General features: G+C 72.0%; 13 protein-coding genes. 6 read left to right on the forward strand and 7 right to left on the reverse strand.

What is annotated here, in order from left to right; genetic code table 11:
* Positions 1-15: 15 nt before the first annotated feature.
* A complete protein-coding gene (locus tag OG361_RS01185) occupies positions 16-1,191 on the reverse strand; it encodes an NAD(P)/FAD-dependent oxidoreductase (RefSeq protein WP_405851380.1) in 1,176 nt (391 codons plus the stop codon).
* Positions 1,192-1,392: 201 nt separating this feature from the next.
* Between OG361_RS01185 and OG361_RS01190 the strand changes: the two genes are divergently transcribed.
* Genes OG361_RS01190 through OG361_RS01210 form a run of 5 tightly spaced genes read left to right on the forward strand, consistent with a single transcriptional unit; the run spans position 1,393 to position 7,145 of the window.
* Complete coding sequence (locus OG361_RS01190) at positions 1,393-3,141, forward strand: ABC transporter substrate-binding protein (protein WP_405851382.1); 1,749 nt, start codon at positions 1,393-1,395, stop codon at positions 3,139-3,141.
* Between the two features lie 14 nt (positions 3,142-3,155).
* Positions 3,156-4,127: an ABC transporter permease gene (locus tag OG361_RS01195; protein WP_405851383.1), complete on the forward strand. Its 972-nt coding sequence runs from the start codon at positions 3,156-3,158 to the stop codon at positions 4,125-4,127.
* Positions 4,124-5,110: an ABC transporter permease gene (locus OG361_RS01200; RefSeq protein ID WP_405851384.1), complete on the forward strand. Its 987-nt coding sequence runs from the start codon at positions 4,124-4,126 to the stop codon at positions 5,108-5,110. The genes OG361_RS01195 and OG361_RS01200 overlap by 4 nt, the downstream gene beginning before the upstream one ends.
* Positions 5,110-6,126 (forward strand): ABC transporter ATP-binding protein, encoded by a 1,017-nt coding sequence (locus OG361_RS01205; RefSeq protein WP_405851385.1) that lies wholly within the window; start codon positions 5,110-5,112, stop codon positions 6,124-6,126. The genes OG361_RS01200 and OG361_RS01205 overlap by 1 nt, the downstream gene beginning before the upstream one ends.
* Entirely contained in the window at positions 6,123-7,145 is a 1,023-nt protein-coding gene (locus tag OG361_RS01210; protein ID WP_405851386.1) for an ABC transporter ATP-binding protein, read from the forward strand. The genes OG361_RS01205 and OG361_RS01210 overlap by 4 nt, the downstream gene beginning before the upstream one ends.
* A gap of 52 nt (positions 7,146-7,197) precedes the next feature.
* Here the strand turns inward: OG361_RS01210 and OG361_RS01215 are convergent, their stop codons facing one another.
* The 5 genes from OG361_RS01215 to OG361_RS01235 form a co-directional block, all read right to left on the reverse strand.
* Positions 7,198-8,133 carry an ornithine cyclodeaminase family protein gene (locus OG361_RS01215; RefSeq protein ID WP_405851387.1) on the reverse strand — a complete coding sequence of 312 codons (936 nt, stop codon included), beginning with the start codon at positions 8,131-8,133 and terminating at the stop codon, positions 7,198-7,200.
* Positions 8,130-9,254, reverse strand: a complete 1,125-nt coding sequence (locus tag OG361_RS01220; protein WP_405851388.1) for a proline racemase family protein — start codon at positions 9,252-9,254, stop codon at positions 8,130-8,132. The genes OG361_RS01215 and OG361_RS01220 overlap by 4 nt, the downstream gene beginning before the upstream one ends.
* A 127-nt stretch (positions 9,255-9,381) precedes the next feature.
* A complete protein-coding gene (locus OG361_RS01225) occupies positions 9,382-11,751 on the reverse strand; it encodes a collagenase (protein ID WP_405851389.1) in 2,370 nt (789 codons plus the stop codon).
* An 844-nt stretch (positions 11,752-12,595) separates the two neighbouring features.
* Positions 12,596-13,297 (reverse strand): DUF5701 family protein, encoded by a 702-nt coding sequence (locus OG361_RS01230; RefSeq protein WP_405851390.1) that lies wholly within the window; start codon positions 13,295-13,297, stop codon positions 12,596-12,598.
* 257 nt (positions 13,298-13,554) lie between these two features.
* Positions 13,555-14,541: a hypothetical protein gene (locus OG361_RS01235; protein WP_405851391.1), complete on the reverse strand. Its 987-nt coding sequence runs from the start codon at positions 14,539-14,541 to the stop codon at positions 13,555-13,557.
* A 226-nt stretch (positions 14,542-14,767) separates the two neighbouring features.
* On the opposite strand from OG361_RS01235, the gene OG361_RS01240 reads away from it, so the two are divergent.
* Complete coding sequence (locus OG361_RS01240; RefSeq protein WP_405851392.1) at positions 14,768-16,126, forward strand: hypothetical protein; 1,359 nt, start codon at positions 14,768-14,770, stop codon at positions 16,124-16,126.
* 76 nt (positions 16,127-16,202) lie between these two features.
* On the opposite strand, the gene fabV is transcribed toward OG361_RS01240, so the two are convergent.
* Positions 16,203-17,435, reverse strand: coding sequence for an enoyl-[acyl-carrier-protein] reductase FabV (fabV, locus tag OG361_RS01245; RefSeq protein ID WP_405851393.1), 1,233 nt, complete (start codon positions 17,433-17,435; stop codon positions 16,203-16,205).
* Between the last annotated feature and the right edge of the window lie 134 nt (positions 17,436-17,569).

Here is a 17,569-nt window from a genome sequence, read left to right on the forward strand (position 1 = left end):
GGTACTGGGCACGCCTCAGCGCGCGGGCTCGGCGGGCCGGTCGGGCGCGGCGAACCGGTCGGGTCGGAACGGGGCGATGTCTAGGGGGAGTTCACCGCCGGACAGACAGGCGGCGATGATCAGCCCCGTCACCGGCGCGAGGCCGATCCCCGCTCCTTCGTGGCCGCAGGCGTGCAGCAGCCCGTGGACGCGCGGGTCGGGTCCGATCGCGGGCAAATGGTCCGGCAGGTACGGGCGGAAGCCGAGGTAGGTGCGCATGGCCCGTACGGTGCCGAGGACCGGGAACAGGGTGGTGGCTCCGGCGGCGAGGCGGCGCAGGACCTCGATGGAGAGGGTCCGGTCGAAGCCGACCCGTTCCCGGCTGGCGCCGATCAGGACCGGCCCGGCCGGGGTGCCCTCGACGACCGCCGAGGTCTGGAGCGCGGCGGAGCCGCTGGCCACGTCGGCCACGTAGTCGGCGGCGTACACCTTGTGGCGCACCACGCGCGGCAGCGGTTCGGTGACGAGGACGAAGCCCCTGCGGGGCAGCACGGGCAGGTGTACGCCCGCGAGTTCGGCGAGTGCGCCGCCCCAGGTTCCGGCGGCGTTGACGACGTACGGCGCGTGGAGTTCGCCCTTCGCGGTCCGCACGCCGCGGATCTCCCCGGCCGCGCCGATGAGCAGGCCGGTGACCTCCTCGCCCAGGCGCAGCCGGACGCGGTCGCCGCCGGCGCGCAGGAGCTGCGCGGCGGCGTGGGCGGGCATCACCTGGGCGTCCTGGGGGTAGCGGTAGCCACCCGCCAGTTCCGGAGCGAGGTGGGGCTCCAGGTCGTGGAGCCGGTCCCCGGGGACCTCCTGGGCGGTGACGCCCGCCTTCTCCTGCCGGGCCGCGAACTCCCGCAGGGCCCGCATCCCGGCCTCGTTCGCCGCGACGACGAGGCCGCCCTTGGCTTCGTACTCGACCTGCGGTGGGAGCACATCGGCGAGTTCCCGCCACAACGAGGTGGCATGCAGGGCGAGTTCGAGCTCGGGTCCCGGTTCCTTGTCGGAGACCAGGAGGTTTCCCTCGCCGGCTCCCGTCGTTCCGCCTGCGACGGAACCGCGGTCGACGACGGTGACGGTGAGGCCGGCAAGGGCGGCGTAGTAGGCGCAGGCCGCGCCGACGACGCCGGCGCCGACGACGATGACATCCGAGGGTTTTCTCGTGGGCACGGCAGTAATATTTCACATGGCACTGCGCTTGCCAAGACCACGAAACGGAGCATTTCACTCACTCTGCGCTCCTCCGAGCATCGCCCGGACACGGATGAGTAACGGAGTCCCCGATGGGTTGTCAGTGCAATTTCACATTACTATGTTACAGGTCACATTCCAGCCATCGGGCTGTCCGACCGCTCTCTCGGAGTGACCTTCATGAACAAGCGCACGTACACCCTGGCCACCGCTCTGGTGACGGCCCTCGCCCTCGGTGCGACCGGCTGTGCCGACGGCAAGAAGTCCGACGGCGGCCGGGAGCGCGGCAAGAACCCCGCGATCGCCAACAACGGCGCGATCGTCGGCGGCACCCCGCAGAAGGGCGGCACTCTGACCATCCTCTCCAACCAGGACTTCACCCACCTCGACCCGGCCCGCAACTGGGTGGTGGGCGACATGGACTTCGGCACGCGCCTGCTCTACCGCACCCTCCTCACGTACAAGGCCGAGCCCGGCGCGAAGGGCGGGGAGCTCACGACCGACCTCGCCGAGGACCTCGGCGTCTCCTCCAACGGCGCCAAGACCTGGACCTTCAAGCTGAAGCCCGGCCTGAAGTACGAGGACGGCACCCCGATCACCGCCCAGGACGTCAAGTACAACGTCGAGCGGTCCTTCTCCCCCGACCTGCCCGGCGGCCCCGACTACGCGGCCCGCTACCTCGTCGGCGCCGAGGGCTACCAGGGCCCCGCGCAGGGTAAGCACCTCGCCTCCGTGAAGACCCCGGACGACCGCACGATCGTCTTCGAGCTCCGCAAGCCCTTCGCCGAGTTCCCCTACGCGACCGCGCTGCCCACCTTCAGCCCCGTGCCCCGGTCCCAGGACAAGGGCCCGCAGTACGACAACCGGCCCTTCTCCTCCGGCCCGTACAAGATCGAGTCGTACGCCCGGGACAAGCAGATGGTCCTCGTGCGCAACACCCACTGGAGCGCCGCCACGGACACCGTGCGCAAGGCCTACCCGGACCGGATCGTCGTCACCATGGGCCTCAAGGCCAACCAGGTCGACGACCGCCTCATCGCCTCCGCCGGCGCCGACGCCTCCTCCGTCGCCTGGGCCTCGCTCCGCCCCGAGTCCACGCCCAAGGTGCTCACCAAGCCGGACGTCAGGGCACGTCTCCTCGCCGAGTCGACCAGCTGTACCGAGATGGTCCAGATGCACACCGGCCGCGCGCCGTTCGACAACGTCAAGGTGCGCCAGGCCGTGCAGTACGCCCTCGACCGCGAGGCACTCGTCACCGCCACCGGCGGCCCCGCGCTCAACGACCCGGCCACCGCGCTCATGCCCGGCCTGCTCTTCCCCGGCGGCAAGCAGCCCGACACCCTGAAGATCCCGCTCACCGGCGACGTCGAGAAGGCGAAGCAGCTCCTCAAGGAGGCGGGCAAGGCCGGCGGCTTCTCCACCAGCGTCACCGTCTCCACCGGCGACAAGGCCATCGGCGAGGCGATCCAGCAGTCCCTGGGCCGCGCCGGGATCAAGGTCACCATCGAGACCGTCGACCCGTCCGCCTTCTACGACACGATCGGCGACACCAAGAACCGCACGGACCTCGCCTACACCGGCTGGTGCCCGGACTTCCCCTCCGGCTCGACCTTCCTGCCCTTCGTCTTCGACGGCCGCTACATCAAGGAGAAGGGCAACTCCGGCAACCACTCCCTCTTCCGTGACGACGCCACGATGAAGCGCATGGACGAGATCGCCGCGATGACCGACGCCCAGCAGTCGAACAAGGCGTGGCAGGACCTCGACGCCCAGATCCTCATCAAGGCCCCCACCGCTCCCGCCGTCATCGAGCGCAAGCCGCTGCTGATCGGCACCAACGTCGCCGGCGCCTTCGGCCACACCTCCTTCGGCGGACAGATCGACTACGCGACGGTCGGCCTCAAGTCCCCCGCGAAGAGCGCGAACTGAAGGAAGCCGCTCCGATGAACACCGCACCCACCGCTTCCCCTCCGAGCACCACCTCGCCTCCGGCCGCCGCGGCCCCCGCCGTACGGTCGGGCAGCGGTCCCTGGCAGCTGGTCCGCGCGGAACTGCGCCGCCGTACGTCCGTGAAACTCTCGCTCGTCGTGGTCGCGTTCTTCGCGCTCATGACCGTGGCCGCCCCGCTGATCGGCTCGCTGGGCGGCTGGGGACCCGAGGAGTTCGACAAGAGCGCCGTCGATCCGTACCTGGGCGGCCTGCCCATCGGACCGCTCGGCGGCGTCTCGGCCGAGCACTGGCTCGGCGTCGAACCCGTCACCGGCCGCGACCTGTTCGCCAGGGTCGTGCACGGCGCCCAGGTCTCCCTGCTCATCGCCTTCTCGGCGACCGCGATCGTCGTCGTCGCCGGGACGGCGGCCGGCATCGCCGCCGGCTACTTCGGCGGCCGCACCGACACGGTGCTGTCCCGGCTGATGGACCTCACCATGTCCTTCCCCTCCCTCATCTTCATGATCGCGATGATGTCGGTGGCCAGGGACGTCAACCGGATCGTGCTGATGACGGCCGTCATCGGGCTCTTCGGCTGGCCCGGCATCGCCCGGGTCGTCCGCGGCCAGACCCTGTCGCTCAAACACCGCGAGTACGTCGACGCCGCCCGCGTCGGCGGCTCCGGCCCCTGGCGGATCCTCGCCCGCGACATCCTGCCGGGCGTCGCCGGGCCGGTCATCGCGTACACCACGCTCATCGTCCCGGGGATGATCGCCACCGAGGCGGCCCTCAGCTATCTGGGCGTCGGCGTCCGCCCGCCCACCCCGTCCTGGGGCCAGATGATCGCCGAGAGCGTCGCCTACTACGACACGGATCCCATGTACTTCGCCGTCCCGAGCCTCTGTCTCTTCCTCACCGTGCTCGCGTTCACCCTGCTCGGCGACGCGCTGCGCGACATCCTCGACCCGAGAGGCAGCGGTACGTGATCCTCTTCCTCGGCCGCCGGCTCCTCGGCGTGCTCGGCGTGCTCCTCGCCATCGCCGCCGTCACCTTCACCATCTTCTACGTCCTTCCCTCCGACCCCGCCGCCGCGGCCTGCGGCAAGTCGTGCAGCGCCGACCGGCTGGAGGCGATCCGCGCCAACATGGGCCTCGACGCCCCGCTGTGGCGGCAGTTCACCGACTTCGTCACCGGCATCTTCACCGGCCGCACGATGGGCACCGGCCAGTACGCCCTCCAGTGCGACTTCCCGTGCCTGGGCTACTCGTACGAGAACAGCCAGAGCGTCTGGGACCTGCTCGTGGACCGGCTGCCCGTCTCCGCCTCGCTCGCCCTGGGCGCCGCCGCCATCTGGCTGGTCCTCGGGCTCTCCGCGGGGGTCACCGCAGCCCTCCACAAGGACACCCTCACCGACCGCGCCCTGATGGTCGGCGCGGTCGCCGCCGCCTCACTGCCCGTCTACTTCACGTCGGTGCTGCTGATCTTCGGACTGATCCGGGTCTCCGGGCTCCTGCCCTACCCGCAGTACGTGCCCTTCGGCGACGACCCGCTCTCCTGGGCCACCAACCTGCTGCTCCCCTGGCTCGCGCTCGCGATCCTGTACGCCGCGATGTACGCGCGGCAGAGCCGCAGCTCGATGATCGAGTCCATGGCGGAGCCGTACATCCGCACCGCCCGCGCCAAGGGCCTGCCGCGCCGCACGGTCGTCGTCAAGCACGGCCTGCGCGCGGGCATGACCCCCATCCTGACCATCTTCGGGATGGACCTCGGCGGGCTGCTCGCCGGCGCCGTGATCACCGAGTCCATCTTCGGCCTTCCCGGCATCGGACGCCTCTTCTACGGCGCCCTGTCCACCGGGGACCAGCCGGTCATCCTCGGGGTCACCCTGCTCGCCGCCACCTTCATCGTCGTCGCCAACCTGGCCGTCGACCTGCTGTACGCCGTCGTCGACCCGCGAGTGAGGTACTGATGGCCGTCTCCACCCCAGGCCCCGCCTCCCTGCTTTCGGTACGCGACCTCACGGTCACCTTCCCGACGAAGCGCGGCCCCGTCCGGGCCGTCGACTCCCTCGCCTTCGACGTGCTGCCCGGCCGGACCCTCGGCATCGTCGGCGAGTCCGGCTCCGGCAAGTCCGTGACCTCGCTCGCCGTCATGGGCCTGCACACCGGCGCCGAGGTCACCGGCTCCGTCACCCTCGACGGACGCGAGCTGATCGGCCTCTCCGACCGCGAGCTCAACGGGCTGCGCGGCCGGCGGATGGCCATGATCTTCCAGGACCCGCTCTCCAGCCTGCACCCCTACTACACCGTCGGGGAGCAGATCGCCGAGCACCACCGGGTCCACTTCGGCTCCCGCCGCTCGGCCGCCCGCGAACGGGCCGTCGAGGCCCTCGGCGAGGTCGGCATCCCCGAACCGCGCCGCCGGGCCGGCGAGTACCCCCACCAGTTCTCCGGCGGCATGCGCCAGCGGGTGATGATCGCGATGGCGCTGTCCTGCGAACCCGACCTCCTCATCGCCGACGAACCCACCACCGCGCTCGACGTCACCGTCCAGGCCCAGATCCTGGAGCTGATCGCCCGGATCCAGCAGGAGCGCGGACTCGCCGTCGTCATGATCACGCACGATCTGGGCGTGGTCGCCCGGGTGGCCCACGACGTCCTGGTCATGTACGGCGGGCGGGCCGCCGAACACGCCACGGTGGACGCCCTCTTCGCGTCCCCGGCCCACCCCTACACCCGGGGCCTGCTGGACTCGCTGCCCCGGCTCGACGACGAGGACGACGCCCCGCTGCGCGCGATACCGGGCAGCCCGCCGTCCCTGCTCGAACCGGCACCGGGCTGCGCCTTCGCACCCCGCTGCCCCCGCGCGGCCGCCGGCTCCGAGGAGGAGCGGGCGCGCTGCGCGGGCGAACGCCCGCTGCTCATCGGCCCGGAGGGGCACCCGGCCGCCTGCCACTTCCCCGCGTACGAAGGCGTCGCCTCATGACCACGACCACCACCGCGACCTCGGGCACGGGCACGGGCACGAGTCCGACGTCCCCACCTCTCCTCCGCGTGCGGGACCTCACGATGACCTTCCCGGGGCGCCGGGCCCGCTCGGCACCCGTCCGGGCCGTCGACGGCATCGGCTTCGACGTGGCGGCCGGCGAGACCCTGGGCCTCGTCGGCGAGTCCGGCTGCGGCAAGTCCACCACCGGCCGCATGATCGTCCGGCTCCTGGAGCCGACCGCCGGCTCCGTCTCGTACGACGGACGCGACATCAGCCATCTGTCCCAGCGGGAGCTCAAGCCGCTCCGCCGCGATCTGCAGATGGTCTTCCAGGACCCGCATTCCTCGCTGAACCCCCGGCAGACGGTGGCCAGGATCATCTCCGACCCGCTGTTGGTACAGGGGAGTTCGGCGTCCGACGCCCGCAAGCGGGCCGTGGAGCTGATGGACCTGGTCGGGCTCATCCCGGAGCACATCGACCGCTATCCGCACGAGTTCTCCGGCGGTCAGGCGCAGCGCATCGGCATCGCCCGCTCCCTGGCCACCAGCCCCCGGCTCGTCGTCGCCGACGAACCCGTCTCCGCGCTCGACGTCTCCGTCCAGGCGCAGATCGTCAATCTGATGGAGCGGCTCCAGCGCGAACTGGGGCTCGCCTACCTCTTCATCGCCCACGACCTGTCGGTCGTCAAGCGGGTCTGCGACCGGGTCGCCGTGATGTACCTCGGCCGGATCGTGGAGATCGGTGTGAAGGAGCGGGTGTACGCGGCGCCCGCTCACCCCTACACGCGGGCGCTGCTGTCGGCCGTACCGCTGCCCGATCCGGCGGCCGAGCGGGCCCGGGAGCGGATCACGCTGCTCGGTGACCCACCGAGCCCGGCCGCTCCCCCGCCGGGCTGCACCTTCCACCCGCGCTGTCCCAAGGCGCAGGAGATCTGCCGGACGGAGGCACCGCTGCTGCGGATCGCCGCCCCGGGCGAGGCCGGTGAGGTCGCCTGCCACTTCCCCGAGGTCGCCTGAGCATGCCGAACGCCCCGGTCCCGCGTGTGCGGGGCCGGGGCGTTCGGCGTGTTCAGAGGGCGAGGGCGGCCGTGTACAGGGCGCCAGCGACGGCGAGGTCCTCCCAGGCCATGCCCACGCTCTTGAAGAAGCGCGGGCGCTCGGGCGAGGGCGTGCGGAGGCCGTTGACCAGCTCGGCGAGGTTGCCCGCGATGTGGTCCTCCTCGATGGCTCCCTCGGCCGTCGGGACGAGCAGGTCGCCGGCCTCGCGCAGCGCGGCGGCGCGTGCCTCGACGTACACCTCGGCCCGGGCCACGAGCGCGGTGTCGGTCTCACGGGCCTCCGGCTCGTGGGAGCCGACCGCGACGACGGTGGCGCAGGGAGCCACGAGGGTTCCGTCGAAGAGCGGTTCACGGGCCGTGGTGCAGCAGACGACGAGGTCGGCCCCGGCCACGTCGTCGGGGGTGCCGGTGCGGGCGAGGGCGCCGAGCGTCCGCGCGTATCCGGCGAGTGCGCGCGCGCCGACCTGGTTCCGCCCGACGACGACCACCTCGGAGAGCTCGCGTACGGCGAGGACGGCCTCCAGATGTCCGTACGCCTGGGGTCCGGTGCCGAAGAGGACCAGGCGCAGCCGCCTGTCGTCCGGCGTGAGGTGGCGTACGGCGAGCGCGGAGACGGCCGGCGTGCGCAGCTCGGTGAGGGCCGCGCCGTCGAGCAGGGCGAGCGGCCGCAGGTCCGCGCCGTCGAGCAGCAGGTAGGAGCCGGTGATGCGGGGCAGGCCGGCGGCCGGGTTGCCGGGGGCGACGCCGGCGATCTTCACGCCGACGTGGGAGCCGGTGGCCGCGGGCATGAGGAGGAGTTCACCGGCCGGGACGGGGAGGGCGGTGCGGGGCGGTCCGGCCTCGGGGTCGAGCCCTTCGCGCAGGACCTCGGAGAGGACGTCGGTCGCCGCCGCCGGGCCGAGCAGGCGGGCCATGGTGGCGGCGTCGATCTGGAGCAGCCCGGTCACAGGAGGAACCCCGTCCCCAGGTCGTCGTGGGGGTCGAGGAGGAAGGTGTGCGTGCCGGTGCGGTACGCCGGGCCGGTGACCTCGGTGATCCCCCCGGGCAGCAGACGGCCGGTGAACACGGTGCCGGCCACGGACTCGTGCGTCAGGGTGTCCCCCGGGGCGAGGCGTCCGTCCGCGGCGAGCAGGGTGAGACGTGCGGAGGTGCCGGACCCGCAGGGCGAGCGGTCGATCTGCCCGTCGGCGAAGACGGTGACGTTGCGCTGGCGGGGGCCGGCGGAGGTGCCGGGGCCGCTCGCGGGGCCCGCGATGTCTGGGCAGGTCGCGGTGCCGGCGATGTCTGGGCCGGCCGCGGCATCGGGGTCGTCGGTGTCGGGGTCGTCGGTGTCGGGCAGGTCCTCGTACAGGATGACCCCGTACACGCCGGAGAGGCGCGGGTCGCCGGCGTGCCGGGTCGCCGGGTGCCCGGCGAGGGCGGCGCGGATCTCCTGTCCGGCGCGGACGAGCGCGGGGAGGGAAGCCTTGGTGGTGTCGAGGCCGAGGTCGCGGGCGGCGACGGAGGCGTAGCAGGCGCCGGAGTGGGCGAGGTCGACCTCGACGGCTCCGAAGGAGGTCGTGACCGGGACCTTGCGCGCGCTGATGTGGGTCGGGATGTTGCGGAAGGTGACGCCGGTGGTACGGCCGCCGGCGCGGTGCACGGTCGCGGTGACGCGCCCCGAGGGCACGTCGATCCGGACGACGGCGTCGCCGTCGTGGGGGGCCGGGACGCGTCCGGTGTCGACGGCCCAGGCGCCGAGCGCCATGGTGCCGTGGCCGCACGCGGTGGAGTACCCGTCCTTGTGCCAGAAGAGCACGCCGAAGTGGGCGCCGTCGTCGTCGGGCGGTACGACGAAGCCGCCGTACATGCCCGCGTGTCCACGGGGTTCCTGGACGAGGAGGCGGCGCAGGTCGTCGAGCGGTCCCGGGCGCGGGTCCATGGCCGTACCGCCGGGGCCGAGGGCGGTGGCACGGCGTTCGGAGACGGTGTCGCCGGGGATCGGGGGAAGGTCCGCGTCGACGATCCTGAAGGGTTCGCCCGCGGCGTGGTAGTCGGTGGTGCGGACGGAGTGCGGGGTGGTGCTCACGAAGTACGGCCTCCGGTAAACGGGTTCGGGGGAACGTGCGGTGACGGCCTCCGGGGAGGACCGCCGGGAAACGGAAGCCGGGCCGGCCCCTCCCCCGTGGGTGAGGCCGGCCCGGACAACGGGGGGATCAGGTGCGCAGGGGGCCCTCACAGCTGAAGCTCGACGTGCCCGCGACCTTGCTGGACCAGATCTCGATCGGTCCGAAGGAACAGTTCATGTCGGCCAGGTTGTTCGAGGCGGCGCCCGCGCGGTCGAGGATGAAGTAGTCGACCGTCTCGGACATGTCCTTGAAGTTCTGGTCCTCGCTGGCCCAGTTGGACAGGTTGGCGGTGATCCGGCCGGTGCAGGTGAACCGGCGCTTGCCCGGGTCGCCGTTCTCGACGCAGTCGGGGGTGTTGTAGGTGGCGGCGGCGAAGGTGGACTTCACGTTCGCGAGCGCCGAGTCGCGCAGCTGCGCGTTGGGCGTGTAGACGGTGTTCGGCACGAAGAGCTGGTCGACCTTGGCGATCTGCGTGTCGAGGAAGCGGTCGTACTCGCGCTGGATGTTGGCGTCGGAGCCCATCCGGACGCGCCACGCGTCGTACGCCTGGACGTCGTTGGCCCGCAGGTGCCGGTACATCTCGCGGAGGAAGGAGGGCCGCTCGGTCCAGAGGTACTCGAAGAAGGTGCCCGCGTAGCTGTAGAAGCGGAAACCGTCGCCCGCGTAGGTGGCGTTGACGATCTGGCTGACGTTCATGCGGGGGCCGCCGCCGGCGGTGTCGCTGATGACGCTGCGGACGAGCGACTTGCGGACGGCGATGCCGTTGTCGCGGGTGGCTCCGTCGAAGAACTCGGCCGTGCCCTCGTCCATGAAGGTGGTGCGGTCGTTCTGGTACCACGGGCCCTCGCCGAAGGAGCCGTGGACGGCGTAGCGGCCGTTGAGGTAGTGGGTGTACTCGTGGCGGAAGAGCTCCTCGAGGGTGAGGGAGGAGTCCTGCGGGACGCGCCGCTGGTAGGTGTAGAAGGTGGCGCCGCGCTCGATGTAGATGCCGCCGTTGTTGGTGTCCATCCCGGTCAGGACCGGGTGGTAGTTCTCGTAGTCGGCGCGGGAGGCGTAGAGCACGATGTTCAGGGTGGTGTTGGCGTCGCCGGTGAGCGGCTGCTCGGTGCCGAGGACGCGGTGGAACTGCGCCTTGACGAGCTTGCTCGCGTAGTAGAGCTGGTCGACGGTGGCCCGGTCGAGCCCGGTGCGGACCTTGATGGCCCCGTTGTCGTAGGTGTAGGTGTACGGGAAGATCTGCTTCTCGATGTCCTCCTTGCACACGCCGTACGGCTTGCACGCCTCGTAGAAGTTGAGCCACGAGACGACCTTCGCCCACTGCGGGCTGCCGCTGCCGAAGGTGCTCACGACCGTGCCGAACACGCCGCCGAGTTCGGCGACGATCTCCGTCTTGAGGGCCTCGACCTGGCCGAAGCGGCCGTACTCGCTGAGGGCGTCACGGGCCACCCAGGCGTTCGCGGTCCCCTTCAGGTGCCCGTAGCCGGCGAAGGCCTTGAAGGCCGCGCGGTACGAGGGGTCGGCGGCGACGGCCGCGTGGAAGCCGGAGTCCTGGTTGCCCGGGTAGACGCCGAGGTAGTTCACGGAGAGTGCGGCGAGCGCGGCCCCGGCCCAGGCGGCGTCCTGGTTGGTGGCGGTGTGGGACGGGTCCATGGTGGCGAGGACCCGCTTGATCAGGCCGAGCTGGTGCTGGCGGAGGCCGGGGCCGCTCGCGGCGTAGAGGGCCTCGCGCAGGGTGTTCGCGTTGCTCTTCGTGACGTCGAAGGTGCGCGCGGCGTTGCCGAAGGCGGTGACGGCCTGGGTCATCGCGTTCACGGTGGGCGCGTCGGTGACGTCGATCTCACCGCGCGAGAAGTCGTGGTACACGACGGCGTGCAGGTAGGTGAACATCTCCTCCAGGTGGGAGGAGTTACGGCCGTCGTGGGAGGCGGCCAGGCTCGATATGCGACGGGCGACGGCCTGGACGTGGGCGTCGGACATGACGGGCGTGAGCCGGGCGTCCCAGGTCCAGATGAGGCCGTTCAGACAGCCCTCGGCGGTGACCGCGGGGTCGGCGAGGAAGTCGGCGAACTGCTCGGGAGCGAGACCCCTGATCCCGTCGAGCGTGCAGGGCACTCCCGCGGCGGTGGTGCCGGCGGCCGCGGAGAAGGTCCGCGCGGTGGCGGTGGTGGCTGCGGCCTTGGTCTTGGCCTTGCCTGCGACGCGGCCGGCGGCGAGACCGCCCGGGGCCGGCGCGGGGCCGAAGGTCTTGCCGGGAGCGGTGGCGAGGTGCTCGACCTCGTCGAAGGGATTGACCGCGGTCTCGGCCTGCGGGCCTGCCGCGCCGAGCACCGGCGGCGCCGGGGCGGGCTGGTTGTCGGCACCCGCGGCGGAGACGGCGGACTGGCCGGCGGAGGCCAGGAGGGTCACCGCGACCGCGGAGGCAAGCAGGGACGAGCGCACACGCCTGTGGAGAGACAACAGAACTCCTGCTGGTGAGGGGGGTCAGTGCGGGGATGGGGACAGGAACTGCCGTGGTTCGCACGGCGTATGACCGAGGTTCATCAGGCCGTGTGCGCTGTAACATAGTAATGTGAAATTGCACTGACAACCCCTCTGGCACCACCACTTCACCCGCGGGCCCTGATCGCCTCGCGTAAGTAGGGCAATCACCAGCAATCAGGGCGGGCTTCCGCCCCGCCGCCCTGCCTCACCGGGGAATGACGTCGGCTCGCCTACTGAATGCTGAGCCTGTGAGGGTGGGCCGGGTCGGCTGGGCATGTGAAGACATGGAGGGTGCCCCAGCGGCCCACCGTCACGTGAGTGGGAGTACAGGCACCCTCGGCGTCCATGGTCGCCCGGTCCTCCGCCGGGGCCCAGCTCCGATTACCGCCGTCCCACTCGGAGCTCGCGACGGCGAGCAGCGGCTCGCCCCCGCTTCAGCGACTTCAGCACCTCGTGCTCCGCTTCCGTCGGCCCCGGGCGTTCCCCGGGTGCCGTCGTGCGTCCCCACGCCTCGGCCAGGATCCGTCGCCGCAGCCGGACATCCTCAACCCGCTCGCCGCTCCGCCGCTTGTGGGGCTCCGCGCACATCGGCCACGGCTCGTCCGCCGGCCACAGCAACGGCCCCTCCGACGGAACTGTCCAGCACGCCGGGAGACCCGGGCCGGGGGTGCAGGCGCGTGGCCGTCGACCGGTACCCGGCCAGTTCGGGGAAGAGCGCCTCCATGTCGACGGGACGTCGAGGCGTCGTACGCGGCATTCACGTCCTCTGGAGGTCGGGAAGGGTACCCGCGACGACACCGTCGCGAAGGCTTCGGGAACTTCAGGAGGGAGCGCCCTGGACGCTGCGTCCCGTGGCGGAGCCGAAGCCCAGCCAGGTGTGCCGGTTGCCCCACCAGCACCAGCCGATCTTGGGGGCGTTGCGCCGCTCGCGGCCGTCGCGCCCCGTGCCGTTGCTGATCCAGATCGCCGGGGTGCGCGCGTCCAGGGCGCCGTTCGCCTTGCGCAGCCGGGAGCCGATGGTCATGAAGCAGCGGTTGCGCTCCAGGGCGGCCGGCTGCTGGAGCACCCAGTGGATGCCCTCGGTGAGGATCAGCGGGGTGCGGTCCTCCTTGGTGAGGGCGGGCAGGGCCTCGTCCGGGCTCCAGTTGGCCATGTGGTCGCCGCGGTCGATGCCGGTGACGACGTACAGCGGGGCGTCGGGCAGCTCGACGGCGCGGGGCGCGAACTCGTCGACGTCCGGCATGTCGACGACGACGAAGCCGGGCTTGCCGTCGCGGCGGAGCAGCGGCGCGAGGGCCGACGCGGGGACGCGGTCCGGGTGGACGGCGAGCAGAGCGTCGCCGTGGCCGTCTCCGTCGCCTTCTCCGCTGCCACTCCCGCTGGCGATGCCCTCGGCGAAGGCGCGGAGTTCCTCGGCGGTCAACCCCGCGAGCTCGTGCACCCCGAGCTCGATCAGGCGTTCCGCCTGAGCGGCGAGCGACGGCAGGGGGGCCACGGTGGGGGTGGACGACGTGTCGGTCAAGGCACTCCTCGGTACGCGGGATGGGTCGGTGATCAGAAGGCCCAACGGGAGGACCTGCCGTTATGTTCCCGGCGGGCCGGCTCCGCTGCCCGGCTCGCTCCGGTACGCCGGTACGCCGGTACGCCGGTGAAGTCCACGACACTCGCACCGTCCGCTCGACATCACGGTGCTCGTCCCGGAGCGGTGGGCGTACGCCTGTACGGCGGCCCGGTCGCAGCCACGTCCGGGCGCGCCGGGACCGCCGTCAGGTACCGGTGTCAGGGAAGGGTGGCGGCCAGGGCGAGGCGAGTGGCGCGCTGGACGCGGTACGCGGCGAGGTCGTCGGCGACCTCTGCGGCGACCCGCTCCTGGTAGGCCGTCTCGATCGCGGCCTTGAAGCCCACCAGGTTCACTCGTTGCTTGCAGGCGACGTCCCGAACGGCGGCGGCGATCGCCTCGGGTCCTCCGAGGTCGTCACCGAGGCCGAGCTTCTCCACCACCAGGTACGGGGTGGCGATGCCCGGGTAGCCCGCGTACGTCATGCAGCGCGACCACTGGCGATCGACCCACTGCGTCCGGGAGTCCGCCTTGGAGCGGGCATGCGCCTCCGAAGCGAGCTCGAACGGGAACAGGGGGTCGATACTCGTCCGCTTCGGGACGTAGAGCGTGCGGTAGCCCTCGCCGAGACAGCCGCCGACGGGGACACTCCGGCCGCCGACCGGGACTCCGCTGTCCTGTTCCCGGGCCTCCTCCTCGGAAAGCGGATCCAGCATCGGGGGCGTGTCGGCGGGCCGGTGGCCGTACAGGGCGGTGAACGCGTCCTCGCTCAGCTCCGGCTCCTCCGGGCGCGGCGGTCGGGGCGTGCCCGCGGTCGAGTCGTAGCCGTGCGCGGCGGCGAAGGCCGGGTCGGCGAGGCCGAAGAGATAGCGGTGCCGGTCCTCGGGGCCGGAGACCGCGGGCGGATCCTGCGGTGCGTACGTCACGCCGTAGCGGGCCATGCACTGCGTGGTCAGCCGGTTCTGGGCGACGGCGGTCAGGCGGCGCTCGGCGTCCGAGTCCGTCACGCCGTCGAAGGGGAGCTCCAGGGAGGCCGTGGGCGGATTGACGAGGATCGCCCCGAGGGCGGGCTCGTCGCGGTGACCGCCGGCGGGCGTACCGCCGCCGTCCCGGGCGACGGCGGGGGCGGCCGGCAGCCAGGCCAGTAACGCGGCTGTCAGTACACCGGTCATGGCTGCCGCCGCGCGGCGGTGTCGGGCGGAATGCATGGTGTGCTCCTCGTCGTGGGTGTGGGTGCGTCGCGCCGTCGGACGGGAGTCTTCGGATCATGTGCGGGGCGGGCAAGCCCATATGGGGCGTTCCGACGAGCTGTGACAGAACGGACTCACTGGGCACCCGGCGTCGGCTCGACGCTTTCGTGCGGCGTGGCACGATGAGTCGCATGACTCCCCTGACCGCCTCCGCCGCTCCGAAGGGCGACCGGCGACCCGTCCGATGAAGTGGCTCGACGAAGCCGTGGCCGCCGGCCATGCCACGACGCCCGCCCATCCCTCCCGTATCGCGATCCTCGACGCGCTACGCGCCGACCGCGTCGGCCCCGTCGCCCTCCGCCTGCTGCGACTCGCTCACGCCGACGACGTGTTCGTACGCCGTGAGGTCATGGACCTCCTGTCGCCCGCCTGGGGAACGCCTCCCTGGCCCGAGGCCGCCGAGGCCGCGCTCGCCCGGCTCGCCGACTCCGACGAGGAGGTGCGGCGCCGGGCCGCATGGCTCGTCGTACGTGGCGGAGGCCGTGCTGTGGCGCTCACCGCCCTCGGTGAGCTCACCGACCCCTTCGTGCGCACCGCGCTGGCCGGCCTGCTCGGCGGCTCCTTGGCCCACCTGCGCGACGACCCCCTGGCGTCCGTGCGGTTCCTGGCCCACCTGGATGCCCTGAAGGACGCACCGGTCGCGCGGTGGGCGGCGCTCGACGGGGCGCTGTTCGCCGACAGCCGGGAGGCGGCGCGTCATCTGGACGACGTCGGACGGCGTTGGGGCGAGGTCCTGTTCGCGCTGGGGCGTGAGCGTCACGTGTACGCCGTGGTGGCGCGGCTCCTGGGTGACCCCGGGACCCGGGACGTCGGCGCGGACCTGGCCCGGGAGGCGTGTCACGGCTGGCGGGCGGCCCCGGTGGAGCTCCTGCCGCTGCTCGTCCGGCATGGTGGAGCGGAGTCGAGCCCGGCCCTGGCCGCGGCCCTCACGACCGCCTCCCTCTCGGAGGCGGCCCGGCGCACGCACGGTGCGCTCGTGGCCGGGCACTCCCCCACGCCCGGTCGCGTGACCCGTCGGTCCTCCTCGGCTGCGAGCCCGCCGTCGTACGACAGCGCCACCGCCGCGGCGGTCCTGCGCGCCAGGCCCGTGGACACGGGCCGCCTTCGCCAGGCACCGCAACTGTTCGGCGCACTGCTGGACGCGGGCCCGTTGACCTTCCGTCAGGCCGCCCAGCTGTACAACCTCACCTTCAAACGGCCAGGGATCATGCAGGCGGCATGCGCCCCGCAGTGGCTGCGGCACGCCGGTCCCACCGCTCTCCCCCGGCTCCTCGCCCTCATGACACCGCATCTCGACGACTACACGATGGGCGAGTACTACGCGCAGGGCCTGGCCCGGATGGGCCGCCACGCGCTGCCCGCGATGCCGGCGCTGACAGCGGTGATCGACCGCCGCACCCGGATCCCCGTGCACGACTCCACCCGGGACGCCGAGACGATGCTGGACGAGCGGCTGCTCGCGGCCGCGATCGCCGCCCGCCGCACCATCCTCACGGATGCGGCCGCACTGCCCCCGGACGCGACGGCACCGGCGTCACGGTGATGGTCACGGTCGTGGCGCGGGGTCAGTCGGTGGGAGTGGACCAGACGGTGGGCGTGCGTCAGACGGTGGGAGTGGGTCAGTCGGTGGGAGTGGGCCAGGGGACGTCGGTTTCGACGGCGGCGGTGTAGTCGAAGCCGGGGACGGAGAAGCCGTAGAGGCGGCGGACCTCGTCACTGAACCAACCGAGGTCGGCGAGTTCGGTGATGGTGTCGCTGGTGGCGGTGGACCAGCGTTCGGCCACGGCGTCCTGCACGGCGGGGTCGAGTTCCCAGGTGTCGAGACGGACCCGGCCCTCGTCGTCGAGGTCGAGGGGGCGGGCACCGGTCAGCTGGTCCCACAGCTCCACCAGTTGACCGATCGGGGCCACCATGGCGTCGCCGAGCACGCCCCGCAGCAGCCCGACGTACAGGGCGATGCCGGGGATGGCGGTGGAGGACTGCGTGACGGCAGCGGCGTTGACCGAGGTCACGGCCCGGCCGCCAAGGGTCTTGCCGAGGCGCTCGTCCAACGTGCGTGCCGTGGCTTCCAGATGGGACTTCGCGGCGCCGATGGTGCCCTGCCGGTAGATCGCGGCGGTGAGCGGCGAGCCGATGTAGGACAGGGCGGCGGTGGTGAAGCCGTCCGCGAGCAGCGACCGGTCGGCCAGGAACGTGATCCACCGTTCCCAGTCGGTGCCGCCCATCACCGCCACGGTCTGATCGATGTCGTCGCCCTCGGCCGGCGCGGTGGTGACCTCCTTCACCTCCGGGGCACCGTGCTCGTCGAAGACGAGGGTCTTGGTGGTGTACGGCGAGCCGATCGGCTTGAGGACCGAGGCGTACACGTCGCCGGTGTCCGGGTCGGTGCGGCGAGGCGCGGCCACCGAGTAGATCAGGTAGTCGAGTCGTCCCCCGAACCGCTCGGCGAGGAGGTCGGCGACCTGCTCCTTCACCGTGTCGCTGAACGCGTCGCCGTTGAGGAACACCATGTCCCGCCCGTGCTGTCGGGCGAGCCGGGCGGTGGCGGCGGTGCGGTACCAGCCGGCCGTTCCGGTGCGCCGCGCGGGTGCCTTCTCGAAGCACACGCCGATGCCACGGATACCGACACGGGCCAGGCCCGCGATCGTAGCGGCCAGGCCGTACCCGGAGGACGAGCCGATGACGAGAGCCACCGGCCCTTCGTCACCGGCGGTGGCCGGGGCGGGGGCAGGGACAGCGAGCGGGGCGGGGACGGCCTGCCACATCTCGTCCACCAGCTGTCGGCAGCCGCCGGGGTGGGAGTCGAGGAAGAGGAAGCCCCGGTTCTTGGGCGCGATGACGCGTTCGCTCACGGTGTGGTGCCCCAGATGTCGTCACGGACAAGGACGCGGTGGCCGCCTCGGCCACCGCGTCCTGCAAGTCTGCGGCCGCGCGGATGATCAAGGTAATCCTGACCGGCACAACGATGCCCGGCCGGGCTTGGAGG

It is taken from the genome of Streptomyces sp. NBC_00090 (assembly GCF_045160815.1).
In the GTDB taxonomy this organism is placed as follows: Bacteria; Actinomycetota; Actinomycetes; order Streptomycetales; family Streptomycetaceae; genus Streptomyces.

What these genes read in the sequence shown, in the direction of transcription:
- OG361_RS01205 (WP_405851385.1), top strand. Translation starts at nt 5,110, where the DNA reads ATGGCCGTCTCCACCCCAGGCCCCGCCTCCCTGCTTTCGGTACGCGAC.
- OG361_RS01235 (WP_405851391.1), bottom strand. Translation starts at nt 14,541, where the DNA reads ATGCATTCCGCCCGACACCGCCGCGCGGCGGCAGCCATGACCGGTGTA.
- OG361_RS01190 (WP_405851382.1), top strand. Translation starts at nt 1,393, where the DNA reads ATGAACAAGCGCACGTACACCCTGGCCACCGCTCTGGTGACGGCCCTC.
- OG361_RS01240 (WP_405851392.1), top strand. Translation starts at nt 14,768, where the DNA reads ATGAAGTGGCTCGACGAAGCCGTGGCCGCCGGCCATGCCACGACGCCC.
- OG361_RS01210 (WP_405851386.1), top strand. Translation starts at nt 6,123, where the DNA reads ATGACCACGACCACCACCGCGACCTCGGGCACGGGCACGGGCACGAGT.
- OG361_RS01195 (WP_405851383.1), top strand. Translation starts at nt 3,156, where the DNA reads ATGAACACCGCACCCACCGCTTCCCCTCCGAGCACCACCTCGCCTCCG.